Source organism: Amycolatopsis sp. NBC_01480 (genome assembly GCF_036227205.1).
In the GTDB taxonomy this organism is placed as follows: Bacteria; Actinomycetota; Actinomycetes; order Mycobacteriales; family Pseudonocardiaceae; genus Amycolatopsis.
The window spans coordinates 8,747,687-8,770,018 of sequence record NZ_CP109442.1 but is presented as its reverse complement, the minus strand read 5'-3'; the positions used below and the strand labels follow the sequence as shown (position 1 = coordinate 8,770,018).

Annotated in this window: 1 protein-coding gene (running past one end of the window); it reads left to right on the top strand. The window is 72.5% G+C overall.

Annotated elements, in window-relative coordinates:
• The first annotated feature begins 19 nt into the window (after nucleotides 1-19).
• Nucleotides 20-22,332, top strand: partial view of a type I polyketide synthase gene (locus OG371_RS40925; protein ID WP_329062040.1) — the 5' portion only. Its footprint extends 5,566 nt past the window's final position; the window shows 22,313 of its 27,879 coding nt (coding positions 1-22,313); the start codon lies at nucleotides 20-22; its stop codon lies beyond the right edge, outside the window.

Genomic DNA, 22,332 nt, shown 5'->3' with positions numbered 1-22,332 from the left:
CGAGATGGGTTGAGTTGGTATGGACAACGAACAGAAGCTCCGGGACTACCTCAAGCGGGCCAGCGCCGATCTGCAGCGGTCCCGCCGGCGGGTGGACGAACTCACCGAAGCCGCGACCGAGCCCATCGCCATCGTGGGCATGGGCTGCCGCTTCCCGGGGAACGTCGCCGGCCCGGAGGATCTGTGGCGGATGGTCCTCGCCGGTGAGGACGGCATCTCGGGCTTCCCGGTGGACCGCGGGTGGGACCTGGGGCACGAGGACCTCGGGTCGTCCGTCAACGATGCGGGCGGCTTTCTGCGCGGTGCCACCGAATTCGACGCCGACTTCTTCGGGATCTCGCCGCGCGAGGCTCTCGCGATGGACCCCCAGCAGCGCGTGCTGCTCGAAACCGCGTGGGAGGCCTTCGAACGGGCCGGGCTTGACCCGGCCGTGGTGCGGGGCACCCGGACCGGGGTCTTCGTCGGCGCGATGGCCCAGGACTACCGGGTCGGCCCCGGCGAAGGCGTCGAGGGCTTCCAGCTGACCGGCAGCACGACCAGCGTGATGTCCGGGCGGCTGTCGTACACCTTCGGTCTGGTCGGTCCCGCGGTGACCGTGGACACCGCGTGCTCCTCCTCGCTGGTCGCCATGCATTTCGCCGCCCAGTCGCTGCGGGCGGGCGAGTGTTCGCTGGCGCTGGCCGGCGGTGTCACCGTGATGTCCAGCCCGGCCACGTTCGTCGAGATGAACCGCCAGGGCGGCCTCGCCGTCGACGGGCACTGCCGTTCGTTCTCCGACGACGCCGATGGCACCGGCTGGTCGGAAGGCGTCGGAGTCCTTGTCCTGGAGCGGCTTTCCGACGCCCAGCGCAACGGGCACGAGGTGCTGGCTGTCATCCGCGGCTCGGCGATCAACCAGGACGGCGCGTCGAACGGGCTGACCGCGCCGAACGGCCCGTCGCAGCAGCGGGTGATCGAGCAGGCCCTGGTCAGCGCCCGGCTGTCCGCGGCCGAGGTCGACGTCGTGGACGCGCACGGGACCGGCACGACTCTGGGCGACCCGGTGGAGGCGCAGGCCCTGCTGGCGACGTACGGGCGCGAGCGCGACGCGGCGCGTCCGCTGCTGCTGGGCTCGGTCAAGTCGAACCTCAGCCACACCCAGGCGGCCGCCGGGGTGGCCGGGGTGATCAAGATGGTCATGGCGATGCGGCACGGCGTGGTGCCGCGCACGCTGAACGTCGGCACTCCCTCGTCCCATGTGGACTGGACGGCCGGGGCGGTCGAGCTGGTGACCGAGCAGGTGGACTGGCCGGAGACCGGCGAGCCCCGCCGGGCCGGGATCTCCTCGTTCGGGATCAGCGGCACCAACGCGCACACCATCATCGAGCAGGCACCGCGCGTCGAGCCCCTTGCGGACGACAGCCGCGTGGATCCCGGTGCCGTGCCGATGCCGGTCTCCGGCAAGACGGCCGAGGCACTGCGGGCGCAGGCAGCAGCTCTGCTGTCGTTCGTGGACGAGCAGCCGGACGTCGACCTGGGCGACCTGGCTTTCTCGCTGGCGACGTCGAGGTCGAGTTTCGAGCACCGCGCGGTGCTGACCGCGGCCGACCGTGAGGCGGCGGTCGCCGGGTTGACGGCGTTGGCCGGGGGAGCATCCGCGCCGGGCCTCGTCCAGGGAACCGTTCAGGGCAAGCCGAAGCTGGCTTTCCTGTTCACAGGGCAGGGGTCGCAACGGCTGGGGATGGGCCGGGAGCTTCACACGCGTTTCCCGGAGTTCGCCGCCGCGCTGGACACGGTCGCCGCGGCCCTCGACGCCCACCTCGACCGTCCGTTGAAGGACGTGATGTGGGGTGAGCAGCCGGAAACGCTGGAGCGGACCGATTACGCCCAGCCCGCGTTGTTCGCCGTCGAGGTCGCGCTGTTCCGGCTGATGGAGGCCTGGGGCGTCAAACCGGACTTCCTGACCGGGCACTCGATCGGCGAACTCGCCGCGGCCCACGTGTCCGGCGTGTTCAGCCTCGAAGACGCGGCCACGCTGGTGGCCGCGCGCGGCCGGCTGATGCAGGCCCTCCCGGCCACCGGGTCGATGGTCTCGCTGCAGGCCTCGGAAGCCGAGGTGACGCCGCTGGTCCAGGGCCGGGAAGACCTGGTCTCGATCGCCGCGGTCAACGGACCCGCTTCGGTGGTCGTGTCCGGTGACAGCGCGGTCGTCGACGAGATCGCCGCCCACTTCGCGGCGCTGGAGCGCAAGACCCGGAAGCTGAACGTCTCGCACGCTTTCCACTCGCCGCAGCTCGAACCGATGCTGGACGAGTTCCGCGCGGTGGTGGCCGGGCTTTCCGCGCAGGCGCCGCTGATCCCGATCGTGTCCACGGTGACCGGCGAGCCGATGACGGTCGAGCAGGCGCGGTCCGCGGACTACTGGGCCGACCAGGTCCGGCACACCGTCCGGTTCGCCGACGCCGTCGGCTGGCTGGGCGAGCACGGTGCCGGGGTGTTCCTCGAACTCGGCCCGGCCGGTGTGCTGTCCGCGATGGTCCAGGCTTCGCAGGAAGACTCCGCCGCTTTCCCGGTGTTGCGGGCCGACCGCCCGGAGGTCGCGGCGATCGCGTCCGCGGCGGGCAGCCTGCACGTGCACGGGGTCCGCGTCCGATGGGACGCCTTTTTCGCCGGAACCGGCCGGCGCCGGGTGGACCTGCCGACCTACTCGTTCCAGCACCGCCGGTTCTGGCCTAAGGCGATGGGCGCCGAGGCCGGCGACCTGCGCGCTGCGGGCTTGGGCGCGGCCCACCACCCGCTGCTCACCGCGGCCGTCGCGCTGGCGGACTCCGACGGGTTCCTGCTGACCGGCCGCCTTTCCCGGCAGTCGCACCCGTGGCTCGCCGATCATGCCGTCGGCGGCGCGGTTCTCCTGCCGGGCACGGCTTTCCTGGAGCTGGCGATCCGGGCCGGGGACGAGGTCGGCTGCGATCGGGTCGAGGAGCTGACGCTGGCCGCTCCGCTCGTGCTGCCCGAGCACGGCGGCGTCCAGGTCCAGGTCTGGGTCGGCGCGCCCGACGAGTCCGGCCGCTGCTCGCTGTCCCTCTACTCGCGGCCCGATGCCGCCGAGGCCGATCAGCCCTGGGTCCAGCACGCGGCCGGGGTGCTCTCGGTCGAGGACACCGAGGCCGAGTCCGATGTGGACTTCGCCGCCTGGCCGCCGGCCGAGGCCGAGGAGATCGACCTCGACGGCCACTACGACCGGCTCGCCGACGGCGGGTTCGAATACGGCCCGGCGTTCCGCGGCCTCACCGCGGCCTGGCGGCGCGGGGACGAGATCTTCGCCGAGCTGGCGCTGCCCGAAGGCGTGGAGGCCGACTCGTTCGGCATCCACCCGGCACTGCTCGATTCCGCCCTGCACGCCTCGGCTTTCGCCGGCCTCGGCGGCGGCCTCCCGTTCTCCTGGGAGGGCGTCTCGCTGCGCGCCACCGGCGCGGCGGCCGCGCGGGTCAAGATCACCAGACTGGCCGACGACACTATTTCCCTAGCGGTCGCGGACACTGCCGGTGAACCCGTCGCTTCGATCGAGACGCTGGTGCTGCGCGCGTCGGAGGGACAGGCCGCGTCCTCTTCGATCGAGCGGGACTCGCTGTTCACCCTCGGCTGGAAGAAGGTCCGCACTACCCGCGCGACGGCGACGGCTTCCGTCGGCGTGCTCGGCGAGGATGTCTTCGGACTGGCCGACACGGTTCGTGAATCGGGCCTGGACGTCGAGACCGAACCTGGTTCGACGTGGTCCGGAAGCATTGTCCCGGAGATCGTCCTGGTGCCGTTGGGTGGCACCGGTGCCGAGGTCGCCGCTGAGGCGCACCGTCTGGCCGCCGACGCGCTGGGGCTGCTTCAGGCGTGGCTGGCCGACGAGCGGTTCGAGGCGTCGCGCCTGGTCTTCGTGACCCGCGGCGGCCTGGCCGCGTCCACGGTCTGGGGCCTGCTCCGGGCGGCCCAGAACGAGCACCCCGATCGCTTCACGCTGCTTGACCTCGACCCGGAGGCCACCTCGGCCGCCGGGCTCGTCACGGCGCTGGGTGTGGCCGAACCGCAGCTGATGATCCGCGACGGCGTGGTGCTGCAGGCGCGGCTGGCCCGCGTTTCCCCGGTCGTCCCGGCCGAATCGCCCTGGAGTGCGGACGGCACGGTCCTGATCACCGGTGGCGTCAGCGGCCTGGGCGGTGTCTTCGCCCGTCACCTGGTCTCCACGCACGGGGTGCGGCACCTGCTGGTGCTGAGCCGGCGGGGGGCCGCGGCCGAAGGTGCTGCCGACCTCGTGACCGAACTGGCCGAACACGGCGCCGAACTCACAGTCGCCGCCTGCGACGTCGCCGACCGGGCCGCGCTGGCCGAGGCGCTGGTCTCGGTTCCGGCCGAGCATCCGCTGACCGGCGTGGTCCACACGGCGGGGGTGCTCGACGACGGGGTCGTCTCGGCCCTGACGCCCGAGCGGCTCGACGCCGTCCTGACCCCGAAGGTCGACGCCGCCTGGAATCTGCACGAGCTGACCCGCGAACTCCCGCTGACCGCGTTTGTCGTTTTCTCCTCGGTCGCCGGGACTTTCGGCGCGGCGGGGCAGGGGAACTACGCGGCCGCGAACGCCTTCCTGGACGCCCTCGCCGTGCACCGCCGCAGCGAAGGCCTCCCCGGAACCTCGCTGGCCTGGGGCCCCTGGTCCCAGTCCGGCGGCATGACCACCACGCTCACCGACGCCGAGCTGGAGCGCCTGGCGCGGGCGGGCACGCCGCCGGTCACCGAGGAACAGGGGGTCGCGCTGTTCGACGCCGCGCTCTCGGTGCCGGAAGCGGCGGTCCTGCCGGTCCGGCTCGACCTGGCTGTGCTGCGAGGGCTCGGCGATGTCCCGCATCTGCTGCGCGGGCTGGTCAAGACCGGCCGCCGCTCGGTGATCGCGGGCACCGGCACGGCGTCCGCGCTGGTGCAGCGGCTGGCCCGGCTCACCGCGGCCGACCGCGCCGACACTGTGCTGGACCTGGTGCGCACCGAGGTCGCCGCGACCCTCGGGCATTCCGGCGCCGACGCGATCGAACCCAGCCGCGCGTTCACCGACCTCGGTTTCGACTCCCTGACCGCCATCGAACTGCGCAACCGGCTCAGCCGCGCCACCGGGCTCCGCACCTCGGCCACGGTGATCTTCGACTACCCGACCTCGAGCGCCCTGGCCGCGCACGTGCTCAGCGAGCTGACCGAGTCGGAGACCACGGCCGACACCCCGGCCGCGGTCACCCGCGCGGTGGCCGACGACCCGATCGTGATCGTCGGCATGAGCTGCCGCTATCCCGGCGGCGTGGCCTCGCCGGAAGACCTGTGGCGGCTCGTCAGCGAAGGCGCCGACGCCATCTCGGGCTTCCCGGTGAACCGCGGCTGGGACCTGGGCTCGCTCTACGATCCCGACCCCGATCACCTGGGCACGACGTACACGCGCGCCGGCGGTTTCCTGCACGACGCCGGCGAGTTCGACCCGGGCTTCTTCGGCATGAGCCCGCGTGAAGCGATGGCGACGGACTCGCAGCAACGGTTGCTGCTGGAGGCTTCCTGGGAGGCCATCGAGCGCGCCGGGATCGACCCCGTGTCGCTGCGCGGCAGCCGGACCGGGGTGTTCGCCGGGGTGATGTACAACGACTACGGCGCCATCCTGGCCGGCGGTGACTTCGAAGGATTCGCCGGGAGCGGGACGTCGCCGAGTGTGGCTTCGGGCCGCGTTTCCTACACCCTGGGGCTGGAAGGCCCGGCCGTCACCATCGACACGGCCTGCTCTTCCTCGCTCGTTGCGATGCACTGGGCGATGCAGGCGCTGCGCGCGGGGGAGTGCTCACTGGCCCTCGCGGGCGGCGCGACGGTCATGTCCACCCCGGCTTCGCTGATCGAATTCGCCCGCCAGCGCGGGCTTTCCCCGGACGGCCGCTGTAAGTCCTTCTCGGACGAGGCCGACGGTGTCGGCTGGTCCGAGGGGGTCGGCATCCTGGTCCTGGAACGGCTTTCGGACGCTCGTCGCAACGGTCACGAGGTCCTCGCGATCGTGCGCGGGTCCGCGGTGAACTCGGACGGCGCGTCCAACGGCCTGACCGCGCCGAACGGCCCCTCGCAGCAACGCGTCATCCGCCAGGCCCTGGCCAGCGCCGGTCTGTCCACGTCGGACATCGATGTGGTCGAGGCACACGGCACCGGCACCAAGCTCGGCGACCCGATCGAGGCGCAGGCGCTGCTGGCCACCTACGGCCGGGACCGGGACGAGGACCGGCCGCTGCTGCTGGGCTCGGTGAAGTCCAACCTCGGCCACACCCAGGCCGCGGCCGGGGTCGCCGGCGTGATCAAGATGGTGCTGGCGATGCGCCACGGCGTGCTGCCGCGGACGTTGCACGCTGCCGCGCCCTCGTCCGAAGTGGACTGGACGGCCGGGGCGGTCGAGCTGCTGTCCGAGGAGACCGAATGGCCGGCCACCGGACAGCCGCGTCGCGCCGGGATCTCGTCCTTCGGGATCAGTGGGACCAACGCGCACACCATCATCGAACAGCCCCCGGCGGCGAGCCCGGCCCCTGAACCGCCGCAGTCTGAGCTGGTTGTGCCGTGGCTGGTGTCCGGTAAGACCCGCGACGCGCTGCGGGCGCAGGCCGCGACCCTCAAGTCCTTTGTGGAGTCACGGCCCGAGCTGCGCCCGGCCGACGTCGCGCTGTCCCTGGCCACCACCCGGTCGGCGTTCGATCGGCGGGCGGCGGTTGTCGGTGCGGACCGCGGCGAGTTGCTGGCCGCGCTGGGCGCGCTGGCTTCGGACGCTTCGGCAAGCGGACTCGTCGAAGGCGAGACCGGCGGCGGCACCAAGCCCGCGATGCTCTTCGCCGGCCAGGGCAGCCAGCGTCCCGGCATGGGACGTGAGCTGGCCGAACGATACGAGGTGTTCGCCTCGGCCCTCGACGAGGTCACCACTCTGCTCGACGCGAAGCTGGACCGTCCCCTGAGCGAGATCATCTTCGCCGAGGAGGGCACTGACGAAGCCGAGCTGCTGAACCAGACGGGCTGGACCCAGCCCGCGCTGTTCGCGTTCGAGGTCGCGCTCTTCCAGCTGCTGGAGTCCTGGGGCGTCAAGCCCGCCGCCGTGGCGGGCCACTCGATCGGCGAGCTGGCCGCGGCCCACGTCGCCGGAGTGCTTTCGCTGGCCGACGCCTGCACGCTGGTCGCGGCCCGGGCGAAGCTCATGCAGGCCCTGCCGGCCGGCGGCGCCATGGTGTCCTTGCAGGCCACCGAGGACGAGGTCGGCCCGCTGCTGACCGAAGGCGTTTCCCTGGCGGCGGTCAACGGGCCCGCGTCCGTGGTCATCGCCGGTGACGAAGACGCGGTGACCGCGCTCGCCGCCCACTTCGCCGAACTCGGCCGCAAGACCAAGCGCCTGCGGGTGAGCCATGCCTTCCACTCGTCCCACATGGACGCGATGCTCGACGAGTTCCGCGCGGTCGCGCAGGGACTGTCCTATGCGGAGCCGGCGATCCCTCTGGTGTCCAACCTGACCGGTGGGTTCGCCACGGCCGGGCAAGTGTGTTCCCCGGAGTACTGGGTCGAGCACGTGCGCGGCACGGTCCGGTTCGCCGACGGGGTGGCCGCGCTGCGGGACTCGGGCCTGACCACCTTCTTCGAACTCGGCCCCGACGGCGTGCTGTCGGCGATGACCGAGGACGTCCTGGCCCAGGATGATCAGAGGGCCGAAGCCGTCCCGGCTCGGCGCGGCGACCGGCCGGAGGAACTGGCGCTGACCGAAGCGCTGGCGCGGCTGCACGTCCGCGGCATCGCGGTCGACTGGCCCACCTTCTTCGCCGGCACCGGCGCGCGCCGGACCGGCCTGCCGACCTACGCCTTCCAGCACGAGTTCTTCTGGCCCGAGATCGCCGCCGCGCCCACCGCTGATCCGGCGGACGAGCGGCTGTGGGCCGCCGTGGAGCGCGGCGACGCCGATCACCTCGCCACTCTGCTGGGCCTGCGCGAGGACCAGCTCTCCTCGCTCGGTTCGGTGCTGCCCGCGCTGACCTCGTGGCGGCAGGGGCGGCGTGAGCGCTCCCAGCTGGATTCGTGGCGGTACCGGCTCGAATGGAAGCCGCTGCGGCTGCCCGTCACTCCGACGCTGAGCGGTACTTGGCTCGTCGTGACCAGTGAGGCGATTGACGCCGAGGAGGTCACCGCCGCGCTGACCGCACGCGGCGCCGAGGTCCGTCACTTCAGCGTCGAATCGGGCGCCGGGCTCGCCGAAGCGGCCGAGGGCGTGACCGGAGTCGTCTCCCTGCTCGCCTCGGACGAGCAGGCGGACACGGCCCTCCCGGTGCTGTCCCGCGGTCTGTCCTCGACCATCGCCCTCATCCAGGCGATCGGCGCCGCCGGAGTCGAAGCTCCATTGTGGACGCTTACCCGGGGCGCCGTCTCGACCGGCCACTGGGACCCCGTCACGAGCCCCTACCAGGCGGCGGTGTGGGGCCTGGGCCGGGTCGCGGCGCTGGAGTACCCGCAGGAATGGGGCGGCCTGGTCGACCTGCCCGCGACGCTGGACGAGTCCGCGGCCCGGACCCTGGTGAGTGTCCTGGCCGGGCTCGACGGTGAGGACCAGGTCGCGGTCCGGTCCGCCGGCGCGTCCGGACGCCGGCTCGTGCGCTACCCCGTGGACGAGCTGCCCGGCGAGTTCACCGCGTCTGGCACTGTGCTGGTGACCGGCGGGACCGGGGCGCTCGGCGCGGAGTGCGCGCGCTGGCTTGCCCATAGCGGCGCGGAAAACCTGATCCTGGTCAGCCGCCGCGGCGAGGACGCGCCCGGTGCGGCCGAACTGCGTACCGAGCTGGAAGCGCTGGGCGCGCGCGTCGACATCGTGTCCTGCGACGTCGCCGACCGCGCGGAGCTGACGGCCGTGCTGGCGCGGGTCCCGGCCGAATACCCGCTCACCGGCGTGGTGCACACCGCGGGCACCGGCCAGCAGTCGCCGCTGCACGAGACCGACGCCGAGACGTTCGCCGGGATCATGTCGGCGAAGGTTTCCGGCGCGATCAACCTCGACGACCTGCTCGGCGAGACCCCGCTGGACTTCTTCGTGCTGTTCGCCTCGATCGCCGGGGTGTGGGGCAGTGGCGGCCAGAGTGCTTACGCCGCCGGGAATGCCTACCTGGACGCGCTCGCCGGGCAGCGCCGTACCCGGGGCCTGGCCGCGACCTCGATCGCCTGGGGACCGTGGGCCGACGCCGGCATGGCGACCGACCAGGCCGTTTCCGACGACCTCGCGCGCCGGGGCCTGACCTTCCTGAGCCCCGCCACCGCGATGGCCGAACTCCGCCGGGCCGTGGCCCAGGAGGACGTCACCGTCACGGTCGCTGACGTGGACTGGGAGCGGTACTACCCGATCTTCACGTCGCTGCGGCCCAGCCCGCTGCTCGGCGACCTGCCCGAAGCCCGCGCCACCCTCGCCGCGGAGCCCGATGCCGCCGGCTCGGAGTTCGCCATCCGGCTGCGCGCGATGGCGGAGCCCGAACAGCGCCGCGTGCTGCTCGACCTCGTCCGCACCGAAGCGGCCGTGGTGCTCGGGCACGCCTCCGCCGAGTCCGTCACCGAGCGGCAGTCGTTCCGCGACGCCGGTTTCGACTCGATGACGGCGGTGGAGCTGCGTAAGCGGCTGGCCAAAGCCACCGGTCTGGCCCTGCCCGCCACGCTGGCCTTCGACTACCCGAACCCGGCCGCGCTCGCCACGTTTCTAGGCACCGAGGCCCTGAGCGACGAGGCACTCGGCGCCGGCGACGCGCTGGTCCCGGCGGCCACCGCCACCCCGGTCGACGACGACCCGATCGCCATCGTCGGGATGAGCTGCCGGTTCCCCGGCGGCGTCCGGTCGCCGGAGCAGCTGTGGGACCTCGTCTCGCGGGGCGCTGACGCCGTCACCGACTTCCCCGCGGACCGCGGCTGGGACGGCGAAGGACTCTACGACCCGGACCCGGACCGGCCCGGCCGCACGTACACCACCCAGGGCGGGTTCCTGCACGACGCCGCCGAATTCGACCCCGGCTTCTTCGGCATCTCACCGCGCGAGGCGCTGGCGATGGACCCGCAGCAGCGGCTCCTGCTGGAGACCGCGTGGGAGGTCTTCGAACGCGCGGGCATCGACCCCGAAACGGTGCACGGCAGCTTCACCGGTACGTTCATCGGCGCCAGCTACCAGGACTACGGCGCAGGCGCGGACCTCGGCGGCTCCGAGGGCATGATGGTCACCGGCACCAGCCCGAGTGTGCTGTCCGGCCGCGTGGCCTACCTGTTCGGGTTGGAAGGCCCGGCGGTCACCGTCGACACCGCGTGCTCGTCTTCGCTGGTGGCGCTGCATCTGGCCTGCCAGTCGCTGCGCCGCGGCGAGAGCTCGCTCGCGCTGGCCGGCGGCGCGCACATCATGGCCAACCCCGGCCCGTTCGTCGCCTTCAGCCGTCAGCGCGCGCTCGCCTCCGACGGCCGTACCAAGGCCTTCGGGGACGGCGCCGACGGCATGATCCTCGCCGAGGGCGTCGGGCTGGTGCTGGTGGAACGCCTCTCCGACGCGCGTCGTAACGGGCATCCGGTGCTCGCGGTGGTGCGGGGCTCGGCGATCAACCAGGACGGTGCGTCCAACGGGATGACCGCGCCCAACGGGCCGTCCCAGCAGCGCGTGATCCGGCAGGCGCTGGCCGACGCCGGTCTGTCCACAACGGACATCGACGCCGTCGACGGCCACGGCACCGGCACCGCGCTGGGCGACCCGATCGAGGCCCAGGCCCTGCAGGCGACCTACGGCCGCGACCGCGACCCGGAGCACCCACTGCTGCTCGGCTCGATCAAGACCAACATCGGGCACACGCAGTCGGCCGCCGGGGTCGCGAGTGTGATCAAGATGGTCATGGCGATGCGGCACGGGCACCTGCCGAGCACGCTGAACTCCGAGACCGCTTCACCGCACATCGACTGGTCGCCGGGCACCATCTCGTTGCTCAACGACGCGGTGGGCTGGCCCGAAACCGGCCGCCCGCGCCGCGCCGCCGTGTCCTCGTTCGGGATCAGCGGCACCAACGCGCACACGATCCTCGAACACGTCCCGGAAGACGTTCCCGCCGCTGCGCCCGAGGCCCCGGCGGGGATCGTCCCCTTGGTGCTGTCGGGCAAGTCCGCGGCCGCGCTGCGTGGACAGGCAGTGGCGCTCAAGTCCATTGTAGACGCCGAGCCGGACCTGCGGGACCTCGGGTATTCGCTCGTCACGTCGCGCACGCTCTTCGAGCACCGCGCGGTGGTCCTCGGCAGCGACCACGTCGACGCTCTGTCCGGTTTGGATGCTTTGGGTCGCGACGGTTCCGCGGCCGGCGTCATCAGCGGGATCGCGGACGTCGACGGCCGCCGGGTTTTCGTGTTCCCCGGCCAGGGTTCGCAGTGGGCCGGCATGGGTGCCCGCCTGCTGGGCGAGTCGCCGGTCTTCGCCGAGCGGATGGCCGAATGCGCGGCCGCGCTGTCGCCGTTCGTCGACTGGTCGCTGATCGACGTCCTGCGCCAGTCCGAGGGCGCGCCGACGCTCGACCGTGTCGACGTCGTCCAGCCCGCCACCTGGGCAGTGATGGTTTCACTGGCGGCATTGTGGCGCTCGCGTGGGGTCGAGCCCGACGCCGTGGTCGGCCACTCGCAGGGTGAGATCGCCGCCGCGGTCGTGGCGGGTGCGTTGTCGCTGTCCGACGGCGCCCGGGTTGTCGCGCTGCGCAGCCAGGCGATCGGCCGGACGCTGGCGGGCCTCGGCGGCATGATGTCGATCGCGCTGCCGGTCGAGGACGTCGAGGCCAGGTTTTCCGGCCGTGGCGCGGGAATCTCGGTCGCGGCGGTCAACGGGCCGAACTCGGTGGTCGTGTCCGGTGAGCCCGAACTGCTCGACACACTGTTCGGCGAGCTGACCGCCGAGGAGATCCGGGTCCGCCGGATCGCGGTGGACTACGCGTCGCACTCCGCGCAGGTCGAGCTGCTCGAAGAAGAGCTTTCCCGGGTGCTGGCCGAGGTCCGCCCGCAGGCTTCGGAGGTCCCGTTCTTCTCGACGGTGACCGGCGATTGGCTCGACACCACCGTGATGGACGCTGGCTACTGGTACCGCAACCTGCGGCAGCGGGTCGAGTTCGGACCCGCCATCGCCGAGCTGGTGGCCCAGGGCCACCGCGTCTTCATCGAGTCCAGCCCGCACCCGGTGCTGACCACGCCGGTGCAGGACGTCGCGGACGCGGCCGGGGTCAAGGCCGTGGCCGGCGGTTCGCTGCGGCGCGACCAGGACACCTCGAGCCGGTTCCTGACCTCGCTCGCCGAGGTTTTCGTGCGTGGAGTGCGCGTCAACTGGCCGGACCTGTTCGAAGGCGGCCGCCGCATCGCGCTGCCGACTTACGCCTTCCAGCGCGAGAGCTTCTACGCCGTCCCGATCGAGCCGGAGGCCGCGTCGACGGTGGACGCCGCCGACGCCGAGTTCTGGAACGCCGTCGAGGAGCAGGACTTCGACTCGCTCAGCGCGAGCCTCGATGTCGACGGTGCTTCGCTGGCCACGGTGCTGCCCGCGCTGTCTTCTTGGCGCCGCCAGCGGCAGGACAAATCCACAGTGGACTCCTGGCGTTACCGGGCCGCCTGGAAGCCGGTCAAGGGCGTTTCCCCGGCCGCGCTGTCCGGGAGCTGGCTGGTCGTGTCCGCCGAGGGCACCGACGACGCCGAACTGACCACGGTGCTGGAAAGCCATGGCGCGCAAGCGGAACGGCTCGTGCTGGACGAGACGGCCATGGACCGCGAGGTGCTCGCGGCCCGCCTGAACGCGTTCGAAGGCCTGTCCGGTGTCGTCTCGCTACTGGCCTTCGCGGAGCAGCCGAGCGAACTCCACCCCGAACTCGCCCTCGGTCTCGCGTTGAGCGTCTCGCTCGTCCAGGCGCTCGGTGACGCCGGGATCGATGCTCCGCTGTGGAGCCTCACCCGCGGCGCGGTCTCCACCGGCCGTTCGGACCAGGTGCCCAACCCGGTGCAGGCGCAGGTGGCCGGCCTCGGCTGGACCGCGGCGCTGGAGGCCCCGCACCGCTGGGGCGGCGTGGTCGACCTCCCCGGATCCCTTGACCAGCGCGGCGCCCAGCGCCTGGTGAGCGTGCTGGCCGGGACCACCGGCGAGGATCAGCTCGCGATCCGCTCGTCCGGTGTGCTCGCCCGGCGCGTGGTCCCGGCTCCGGCCGGAGAGCCGGACCACGTCTGGACCCCGCGTGGCACCACGCTGGTCACCGGCGGCACCGGGACGCTGGCCAAGCACCTGGCGCGCTGGCTCGCCGCGCAGGGCGCCGAGCACATCGTGCTCACCAGCCGGCGCGGGATCGAAGCGCCCGGCGCGCCCGAACTCCTGGCCGAGCTGACCGAACTCGGCGCCGACGCGGAAATGCTCGCCTGCGACGTGGCCGACCGGGACTCGGTCGCACAGCTGCTGGCCGACCTGAAGTCCGCGGGCCGGACCGTCCGCACCGTGGTGCACACCGCCGCGATCATCGAACTCAGCTCGATCGACGGCACCGACATCGCGTCGTTCGCGCGGGTCATCCGGGCCAAGGTCCTGGGCGCGCAGCACCTCGACGAACTGCTGGACGACGAGGAACTCGACGCGTTTGTGCTCTACTCCTCGACCGCGGGGCTGTGGGGGAGCGGACTGCACGCCGCGTATGTGGCGGGCAACGCCTACCTGGCCGCGCTGGCGGAAAACCGCCGCGCCCGGGGCCTCGCCACGACCTCGATCTCCTGGGGCATCTGGGCCGACGACCGGGAACTCGGCCGGGTCGACCCGGAGCAGATCCGCCGCAGCGGCCTGGTGTTCATGGAGCCCGCGCTGGCGCTGGCCGGGCTCCGGCGCGCGCTGGACTCCGGCGACACGGCGGTCGCGGTCGCCGACGTCGACTGGGCGCGTTACCACCCCGTGTACACCTCGGTCCGGCCCACGGAGCTGTTCGCCGAGGTGCCCGAGGTCCGCAGGCTCACCGAAGTCGCGGAGGAAACCCAGGGCGCCGTCGGGGAAGGCGAGTTCGCCGCCCGGCTGCGTTCGCTGCCCGCTGCCGAACAGGACCGCCTGCTCCTCGACCTCGTACGCGGCGAGGCGGCGACGGTACTGGGGCACGACTCTGCAGAAGCGCTTTCGGAGCAGCGAGCCTTCCGTGACGTCGGGTTCGACTCGCTCACCGCGGTCGACCTGCGCAACCGGCTGGCCACCGCCACCGGGCTGACCCTGCCCAGCACCATGGTGTTCGACTACCCGAGCCCGATCGCGCTGGCCGCCTTCCTGCGTTCGGAGATCGCCGGCGCCCAGGTCACCACGATCGCGCCGACGGCGTCGGGTGGCGATTCCGATGACCCGATCGTCATCATCGGGATGAGCTGTCGTTACCCGGGCGGGGTCACCTCGCCGGAAGACCTGTGGGACCTGGTCACCCGCGGCGCCGACGTCATCTCCGGCTTCCCGGCCGATCGCGGCTGGGACGGCGACGGCCTGTTCGACGCCGACCCGGACAGCTCGGGCAAGACCTACTCGACCCAGGGCGGCTTCCTCGACGACGTCGCCGGCTTCGATCCCGGCTTCTTCGGCGTCTCGCCCAGGGAAGCGCTGGCGATGGACCCGCAGCAGCGGCTCCTGCTGGAAACCGCTTGGGAGGCCTTCGAACGCGCCGGGATCGACCCCGCCGCGCTGCGCGGCAGCCGGACCGGCACCTTCGTCGGCGCCAGCTACCAGGACTACAACTCCGTCGGCGAAAGCGCCGCGGAAAGCTCCGAAGGCCACATGATCACCGGCACGCTCTCGAGCATCCTGTCCGGCCGGATCTCCTACCTGTTCGGGCTGGAAGGCCCGGCGGTCACGCTCGACACCGCGTGCTCGTCCTCGCTGGTGGCCCTGCACCTGGCCTGCCAGTCCGTGCGCAGCGGGGAAAGCTCGCTGGCGCTGGCCGGCGGGGTCAGCGTGATGTCCACCCCCAGCGCGTTCGTCGGCTTCAGCCGCCAGCGCGCGATGGCCCCCGACGGCCGGTGCAAGGCCTACGCCGAAGCGGCCGACGGGATGAGCCTGGCCGAGGGCATCGGCCTGGTGCTCGTCGAGCGGCTGTCCGACGCCGTGCGCAACGGGCACCAGGTGCTCGCCGTGGTCCGCGGCTCGGCGGTCAACTCCGACGGCGCGTCCAACGGCCTGACCGCGCCGAACGGTCCCTCGCAGCAGCGCGTGATCCGCCAGGCACTGGCCAACTCCGGACTGTCCGCTTCGGACATCGACGTGCTCGAAGGCCACGGCACGGGCACGGCGCTCGGCGACCCGATCGAGGCGCAGGCGATCCTCGCGACCTACGGGCAGGACCGGGCGCGGCCGTTGCTGCTGGGCTCGGTCAAGTCCAACATCGGGCACACGCAGATGGCCTCCGGCGTCGCGAGCGTGATCAAGGCCGTGCTGGCGATGCGGCACGGCGTGGTCCCGAAAACTCTGCACATCGACGAGCCTTCGTCGCATGTGGACTGGTCGTCCGGCGCCATCCAGCTGCTCACCGAGCAGATCGAGTGGCCCGAGAGCGGCCGTCCGCGCCGCGCCGGGGTCTCGTCGTTCGGGCTGAGCGGCACCAACGTCCACACGCTGCTGGAGCAGGCGCCCGCGAGCGAGATCCCGGTCGAAGAGCCGGCCGACGGTGTCGTGCCGGTCCTGCTGTCCGGGCGGAGTGACCAGGCGCTGCGTGACCAGGCGGCCCGGGTGCTTTCGCTGCTGCAGGCCCGGCCCGAGCTGCACCCGGCCGATCTCGCGTTCTCCCTGGCCACCACGCGTTCGGACTTCGAACGCCGGGCCGCCGTGGTCGCGGCTGATCGCGACGACCTGGTTCGCGGCCTGACAGCACTGCGCGACCGGACTCCGGCGACCGGCCTGGTCCAGGGCACTCCGGCTCGCGGCCGGCTGGCGTTCCTGTGCACCGGGCAGGGCAGCCAGCGGCCGGGCATGGGCCGGGAACTGTACGAGCGTTTCGAGGTCTTCGCCGAGGCTTTCGATGCGGCGCTGGCTTGCTTCGACGTCGAGCTGGACCGGCCGTTGCGGGAGATCGTCTTCGCCGAAGCCGGCACGCCCGAAGCCGAACTGCTGGACACGACCGCGTACACCCAGCCGGCGCTGTTCGCGCTGGAAGTCGGGCTGTTCCGGCTGGCCGAGTCCTGGGGCATCCGGCCGGACTACCTCGCCGGGCACTCGATCGGCGAGATCGCCGCCGCCCACGCCGCCGGGGTCTTCTCGCTGGAAGACGCCTGCGCGCTGGTGGCCGCCCGCGGCCGGCTGATGCAGGCCCTGCCCGAGGGCGGGGCGATGGTCTCCCTGGAGGCGAGCGAGGACGAGGTCACGCCGCATCTGACCGACCGTGTGTCGATCGCCGCGATCAACGGACCGTCTTCGCTGGTCGTCTCGGGTGATGAGGAAGACGTACTGGCCATCGCCGCGCGGTTCGAGGCGGACGGCCGCAAGACGAAGCGGCTCACCGTGAGCCACGCGTTCCACTCGCCGCACATGGACGCGATGCTGGCCGAGTTCGCCGCCGTCGCCGCCGGGATCACCTACTACGCGCCGGTGATCCCGCTGGTGTCGACCGTGACCGGGACTCTCGCGAACGCCGAGCAGCTGTGCGACCCGCAGTACTGGGCCACCCACGTCCGCGGCACGGTGCGGTTCGCCGACGGCGTCGCCGCGCTGGCCGCCGAGGGCGTCACGACGTTCGCCGAGCTGGGTCCCGACGGTGTGCTTTCCGGGATGGTGCAACAGGTTCTCGGTGAGGAGCCCGAGGTCGTCCCGGCGCTGCGCCGCGATCGCTCCGAGGTCGCTGCGGTCACCACGGCGCTGTCCCGGCTCCACGTCCACGGCGTTTCGGTGGACTGGGCCGCGTTCTTCGCCGGTTCCCGGGCGCGCCGGATCGATCTGCCCACCTACCCGTTCCAGCACGAGCGTTTCTGGCCCGAGCCCGGTTCGCCCGCCGTCCTCGAGCACACCGACCCGGTCGACGCGGAGTTCTGGGCCGCCGTCGAACGTGAGGATCTCGGGTCGCTGGCGTCGACGCTCGACCTGGACGACACCACGATCACCGCGATGGTGCCCGCGCTGTCCTCCTGGCGCCGCCGCCGTCGGGACCAGTCCACAGTGGACGAGTGGCGTTACCGGGCCGGGTGGAAGCCGCTGCCCGCCATCACGGACCGTGCGAAGGGCACCTGGCTGGTCGTGACCACGCCGGGCGCCGACGCTTGGGTCGACACCGCGGTCGACGGGCTGGGCGCCGAGACCGTCCGGTTCGAGGTGACCGAGACCGGCCGCGCCCTGCTGGCTGAACAGCTGGGCCAGGTCGGTGCGGGGTTCGCCGGGGTGCTTTCCTTGGTGGCCCTGGACAACGGGACCACGACCGTGCCCGCCGGGCTGACGCTCACCGCCACTTTGGTGCAGGCCCTCGGGGACGCCGGGATTACCGCGCCGCTGTGGTGCGTCACCCGCGGCGCGGTGGCCATCGGGCAGTCCGAGCAGGTGACCGATTCCGTCCAGGCGGGGGTGTGGGGCTTCGGCCGGGTGGTCGCGCTCGAACATCCGGACCGCTGGGGCGGTCTCGTCGACCTGCCTGTCGAACTCGACCAGTCCACCGCGTCGCGGCTCGCCTCCGTGGTGGCCGGTGCCGAAGATCAGGTCGCAGTCAGGGCTTCTGGCTCTTTCGTGCGGCGGCTGGCCCACCGGCCGTCCGGCGGTCAGGAAATCGCGCCGTTCACGCCGTCCGGCACCGTGCTCGTCACCGGTGGGACGGGTGCGCTCGGTGCGCACGTGGCCCGCTGGCTGGCCGAGGGCGGGGCCGAGCACGTGGTCCTGCTCAGCCGCCGCGGACCGGATGCTCCCGGTGCCGCTGCGCTGCAGACCGAACTGACCGGATTGGGCGCCGAGGTCACCATCGTGGCCGGTGACGCGGCGGACCGGGACACGCTGGCCGAGGTCTTCGACCGGTTCCCGATCACTGCCGTGTTCCACACCGCCGGGGTGGTCGAGGACGCCGTCGTCGACGCGCTGACCCCGGAGAAGTTCACCGCGGTCTGGCAGTCGAAGGTGGTTTCGGCCCAGGCACTCGACGAGCTGACCCGCGAGGCGGACCTGTCCGCGTTTGTGCTGTTCTCGTCGACCGCGGGCACGCTCGGCGCGCCCGGACAGGGCAACTACGCCGCGGCGAACGCGACCCTGGACGCGCTGGCCGAACAGCGCCGCGCGGCCGGGCTGCCGGCGACGTCGATCGCCTGGGGCCCGTGGGCCGACGGCGGGATGGCCGACGGGCGCTCGCTCGGCAGCCGGCTGCAGCGCGGCGGTTTCGGCCTGCTGGCACCGGAACTCGCGATCTCCTCGATGCGGCACGCGATCGAACTCGGTGACCCGGCCGTGGCCGTGCTGGACGTCGAATGGGACCGGTTCGCCGAGGCCTTCACCATGCTCCGGGCGAACCCGTCGCTGTCGGACCTGCCCGAGATCAAGCGGCTCGAAGCGCCGGTCCCGGAGTCGTCCGAATCCGAGCTGCGCCAGTACCTCGGCGGGCTGCCGGAGGCGGAACGCGGTGCCGCGGTGCTCGAACTCGTGCGCACCCAGATCGCCTTGGTGCTGGGCCATGCCGACGCCGCCACGGTCGAGGCCGACCGGGCGTTCAAGGACCTCGGCTTCGACTCGCTGACCACCATCGAACTGCGCAACGCGCTGTCCGCGGCCACCGGCCTGAAGTTCGCCGCCTCGATGATCTTCGACTACCCGAGCGCAGCCGAGCTGGCGGAGTTCCTGCTGGCCGAGCTGCTCGGCTCGATCGCCGAGCCGGTGGTCCCCGCCGCCACCCGCGCGGTGGCCGACGACCCGATCGTCATCGTCGGCATCAGCTGCCGGTTCCCGGGCGGAGTCTCGTCGCCGGAAGACCTCTGGCAGATGCTGGCCGAAGGCCGTGACGGCATCTCGTCGTTCCCCGCGGACCGCGGCTGGGACCTCGACGCGCTCGCGGCCGGCGCGTCCGACACCCGCGAAGGCGGTTTCCTGACCGGCGTCGCCGACTTCGACGCCGCGTTCTTCGGCATCTCGCCGCGGGAAGCGCTGGCGATGGACCCGCAGCAGCGGCTGCTGCTCGAGACGAGCTGGGAAGCGCTCGAGCGGGCCGGGATCGACCCGGCCGGCCTGCGCGGCAGCGACACCGGCGTGTTCGTCGGCACCAACGGCCAGGACTACACCGGCATGCTGCGGGAAGCCGCCGCGGACGTGCAGGGCCACATCGCCACCGGCAACACCGCCAGCGTGATGTCCGGGCGCCTGTCCTACACGCTGGGGCTGGAAGGCCCCGCGGTCACCGTCGACACGGCGTGCTCGTCCGCGCTGGTCGCGCTGCACTGGGCCACCCGGGCCCTGCGTGACGGTGACGCCTCGCTGGCGCTGGCCGGCGGTGTCTCGGTGATGTCCACTCCGGACTCGTTCGTCGAGTTCAGCGCCCAGAGCGGCCTCGCGCCCGACGGCCGCTGCAAGCCCTTCGCCGACGCCGCGGACGGCACGTCGTGGTCCGAGGGCGTCGGGATCCTGGTGCTGGAACGGCTTTCCGACGCCGTCGCCAACGGGCACGAGGTCTGGGGCGTGGTGCGCGGCACCGCGATCAACTCCGACGGCGCGTCCAACGGCCTCACCGCGCCGAACGGGCCCTCCCAGCAGCGCGTCATCCGCGGTGCGCTAGCCGACGCCGGGCTGGGCACCGCCGACGTCGACGCGGTGGAGGCGCACGGCACCGGCACCACGCTCGGCGACCCGATCGAGGCCCACGCGCTGCTGATGACCTACGGCCGCGACCGCGAGGAGCCGCTGCGCCTGGGCGCGGTCAAGTCGAACCTCGGGCACACCCAGGCCGCGGCCGGGGTGGCCGGGATCGTGAAGATGGTCATGGCGATGCGCCACGGCGTGCTGCCGAAGACCCTGCACATCGACGCGCCGACGTCGCACGTCGAGTGGGAAGCCGGCGCGGTTTCGCTGGTGCGAGAGCAGGAAGCCTGGCCCGAGACCGGGCACGCCCGCCGCGCCGGGATCTCGGCGTTCGGCGTCAGCGGCACCAACGCGCACGTGATCATCGAGCAGGCCCCGGACGCCTCGCCGGTGGCCGCCGAGGCGACGGTCACCCCGGCGATCGTGCCGTGGATCGTGTCCGGCAAGAGCCGGGATGCGCTCCAGGCCCAGATCGACCGGCTCGGCGCGTTCACCACCGGGACCGATGTGTCCACTGTGGACGTCAGCTACTCGCTGGCCACCGGCCGGAGCGCCTTCGCCCACCGTGCGGTGCTGCTCGCGGGCCCGGACGGCCTGGTCGAATCCGCGCGCGGCACGGTAGCCGCGGGCAAGACCGCGTTCCTGTTCTCCGGGCAGGGCTCCCAGCGGATCGGGATGGGCCGTGAGCTGTACGCCCGGTTCCCGGCCTTCGCCGCGGCCTTGGACGAGGTCTTCGCACACCTGGACGTTGAACTGGACCGGCCGCTGCGTGAGGTGGTTTGGGGTTCCGACGCCGAGCTGCTCGACGAAACTGCCTATACCCAGCCTGCCTTGTTCGCGATCGAGGTCGCGCTCTTCCGGCTGCTGGAATCCTGGGGGGTCAAGCCCGACCACGTCGCCGGGCACTCGATCGGCGAGATCGCCGCCGCGCACGTCGCCGGGGTGCTTTCGCTGGCTGATGCGGTACGGCTTGTTGTCGCCCGCGGCCGCCTGATGCAGGCGTTGCCGGCCGGGGGAGCGATGGTCTCCCTCGAAGCGGCCGAAGCCGAAGTCCGCCCCCTACTGGCCGAGGGCGTGACGATCGCCGCGGTCAACGGGCCCGCCGCGGTGGTGATCGCCGGCGCCGAGGACGAGGTGACCGCGATCGCCGGGCGGTTCGACGGCCAGGGCCGCAAGACCAAGCGGCTCCGGGTGAGCCACGCGTTCCACTCGCCGCTGATGGACCCGATGCTCGACGGCTTCCGCCGGGTGGTCGGCGGGATTTCCTTTGCCGCGCCGCAGATCCCGCTGGTGTCGAACGTGACCGGCGCGCTCGCCACCGCGGACCAGCTGTGCTCGCCGGAGTACTGGGTGAGCCATGTCCGCGAGACCGTGCGGTTCGCCGACGGCGTGCTGGCGCTGCGTGACGCCGGGGTGTCGACGTTCGTCGAGGTGGGGCCGGACGGGGTGCTGTCCGCGATGACCCAGCAGGTGCTGGACGACGGCGCCGGCCAGGCTGTCCTGCCGGTGCTGCGGGCGAACCGCGATGAGGAGACCACGATCTCCGCCGCCCTCGGCGCTCTCCACGTGCGTGGCGTGCCGGTGGCCTGGGAGGCGTTCTTCGCCGGGACCGGCGCGCGCCGGATCACCCTGCCGACGTACGCCTTCCAGCACGAGCGGTTCTGGCCGGAGCCCTCGCTTTCTCACGTTGCCGGGGTCTCCGCCGACCCGGCCGACGCCGAGTTCTGGGCCGCCGTCGAGCGGGAAGACCTCTCGTCGCTGTCCACGATCCTCGACCTCGACGACGGCGCGCTGACCGCGATGGTGCCCGCGCTGTCGACCTGGCGGCGCAAGCGCAACGACCGGTCCGTGGTGGACGGCTGGCGTTACCGGGAGAGCTGGAAGCCCCTCGCTCACGGTGCTGCGCCCGCCGCCGGACGCTGGCTGGTGGTCGTCCCGGAGCACAACGACCCATGGCTGGACACCGCGGTCGCGGCACTCGGCGAGGACGTCGTGCGCGTCGGACTCGGCGACGACCTCACCGGGTTCACCGCGCGGCTGATCGAAGCCCACGAAGGTGGAGTGGCCGCAGTCGTCGCGCTCGCCGTGCCCGGATGGCCGACGGATCTGCTGCAAGCCCTGTCCGACGCCGGTGTCGAAGCCCCGCTCTGGTGGGTCACCCGCGGCGCCGTCTCGGTCGGCCCAGCCGACCACCTGGCTCACCCCGACCAGACCGCCGGCTGGGGCCTCGGCCGCGTGCTCGCGCTGGAGAACCCGGCCCGGTGGGGCGGTCTCGTCGACCTTCCCGACACGCTGGACTCCCGTGCGGCAGAACGGTTTGCCGCCGTCCTGGGCGGCCCGGAGGACCAGGTCGCGGTCCGCGCTTCCGGGGTCTTCGCGCGGCGCCTGGTCCGGGCCCGTGACGACAACGCCGGGTCTTGGACGCCGGACGGCACCGTGCTGGTCGTCGGTGGCGGCCAGGCCGTCGGTGCCCAGGTGGCCCGCTGGCTGGCGGCCCAGGGTGCCGAACGGCTGGTGCTCACCGCGAAGCACACCGGTTCGGCTCCCGAACT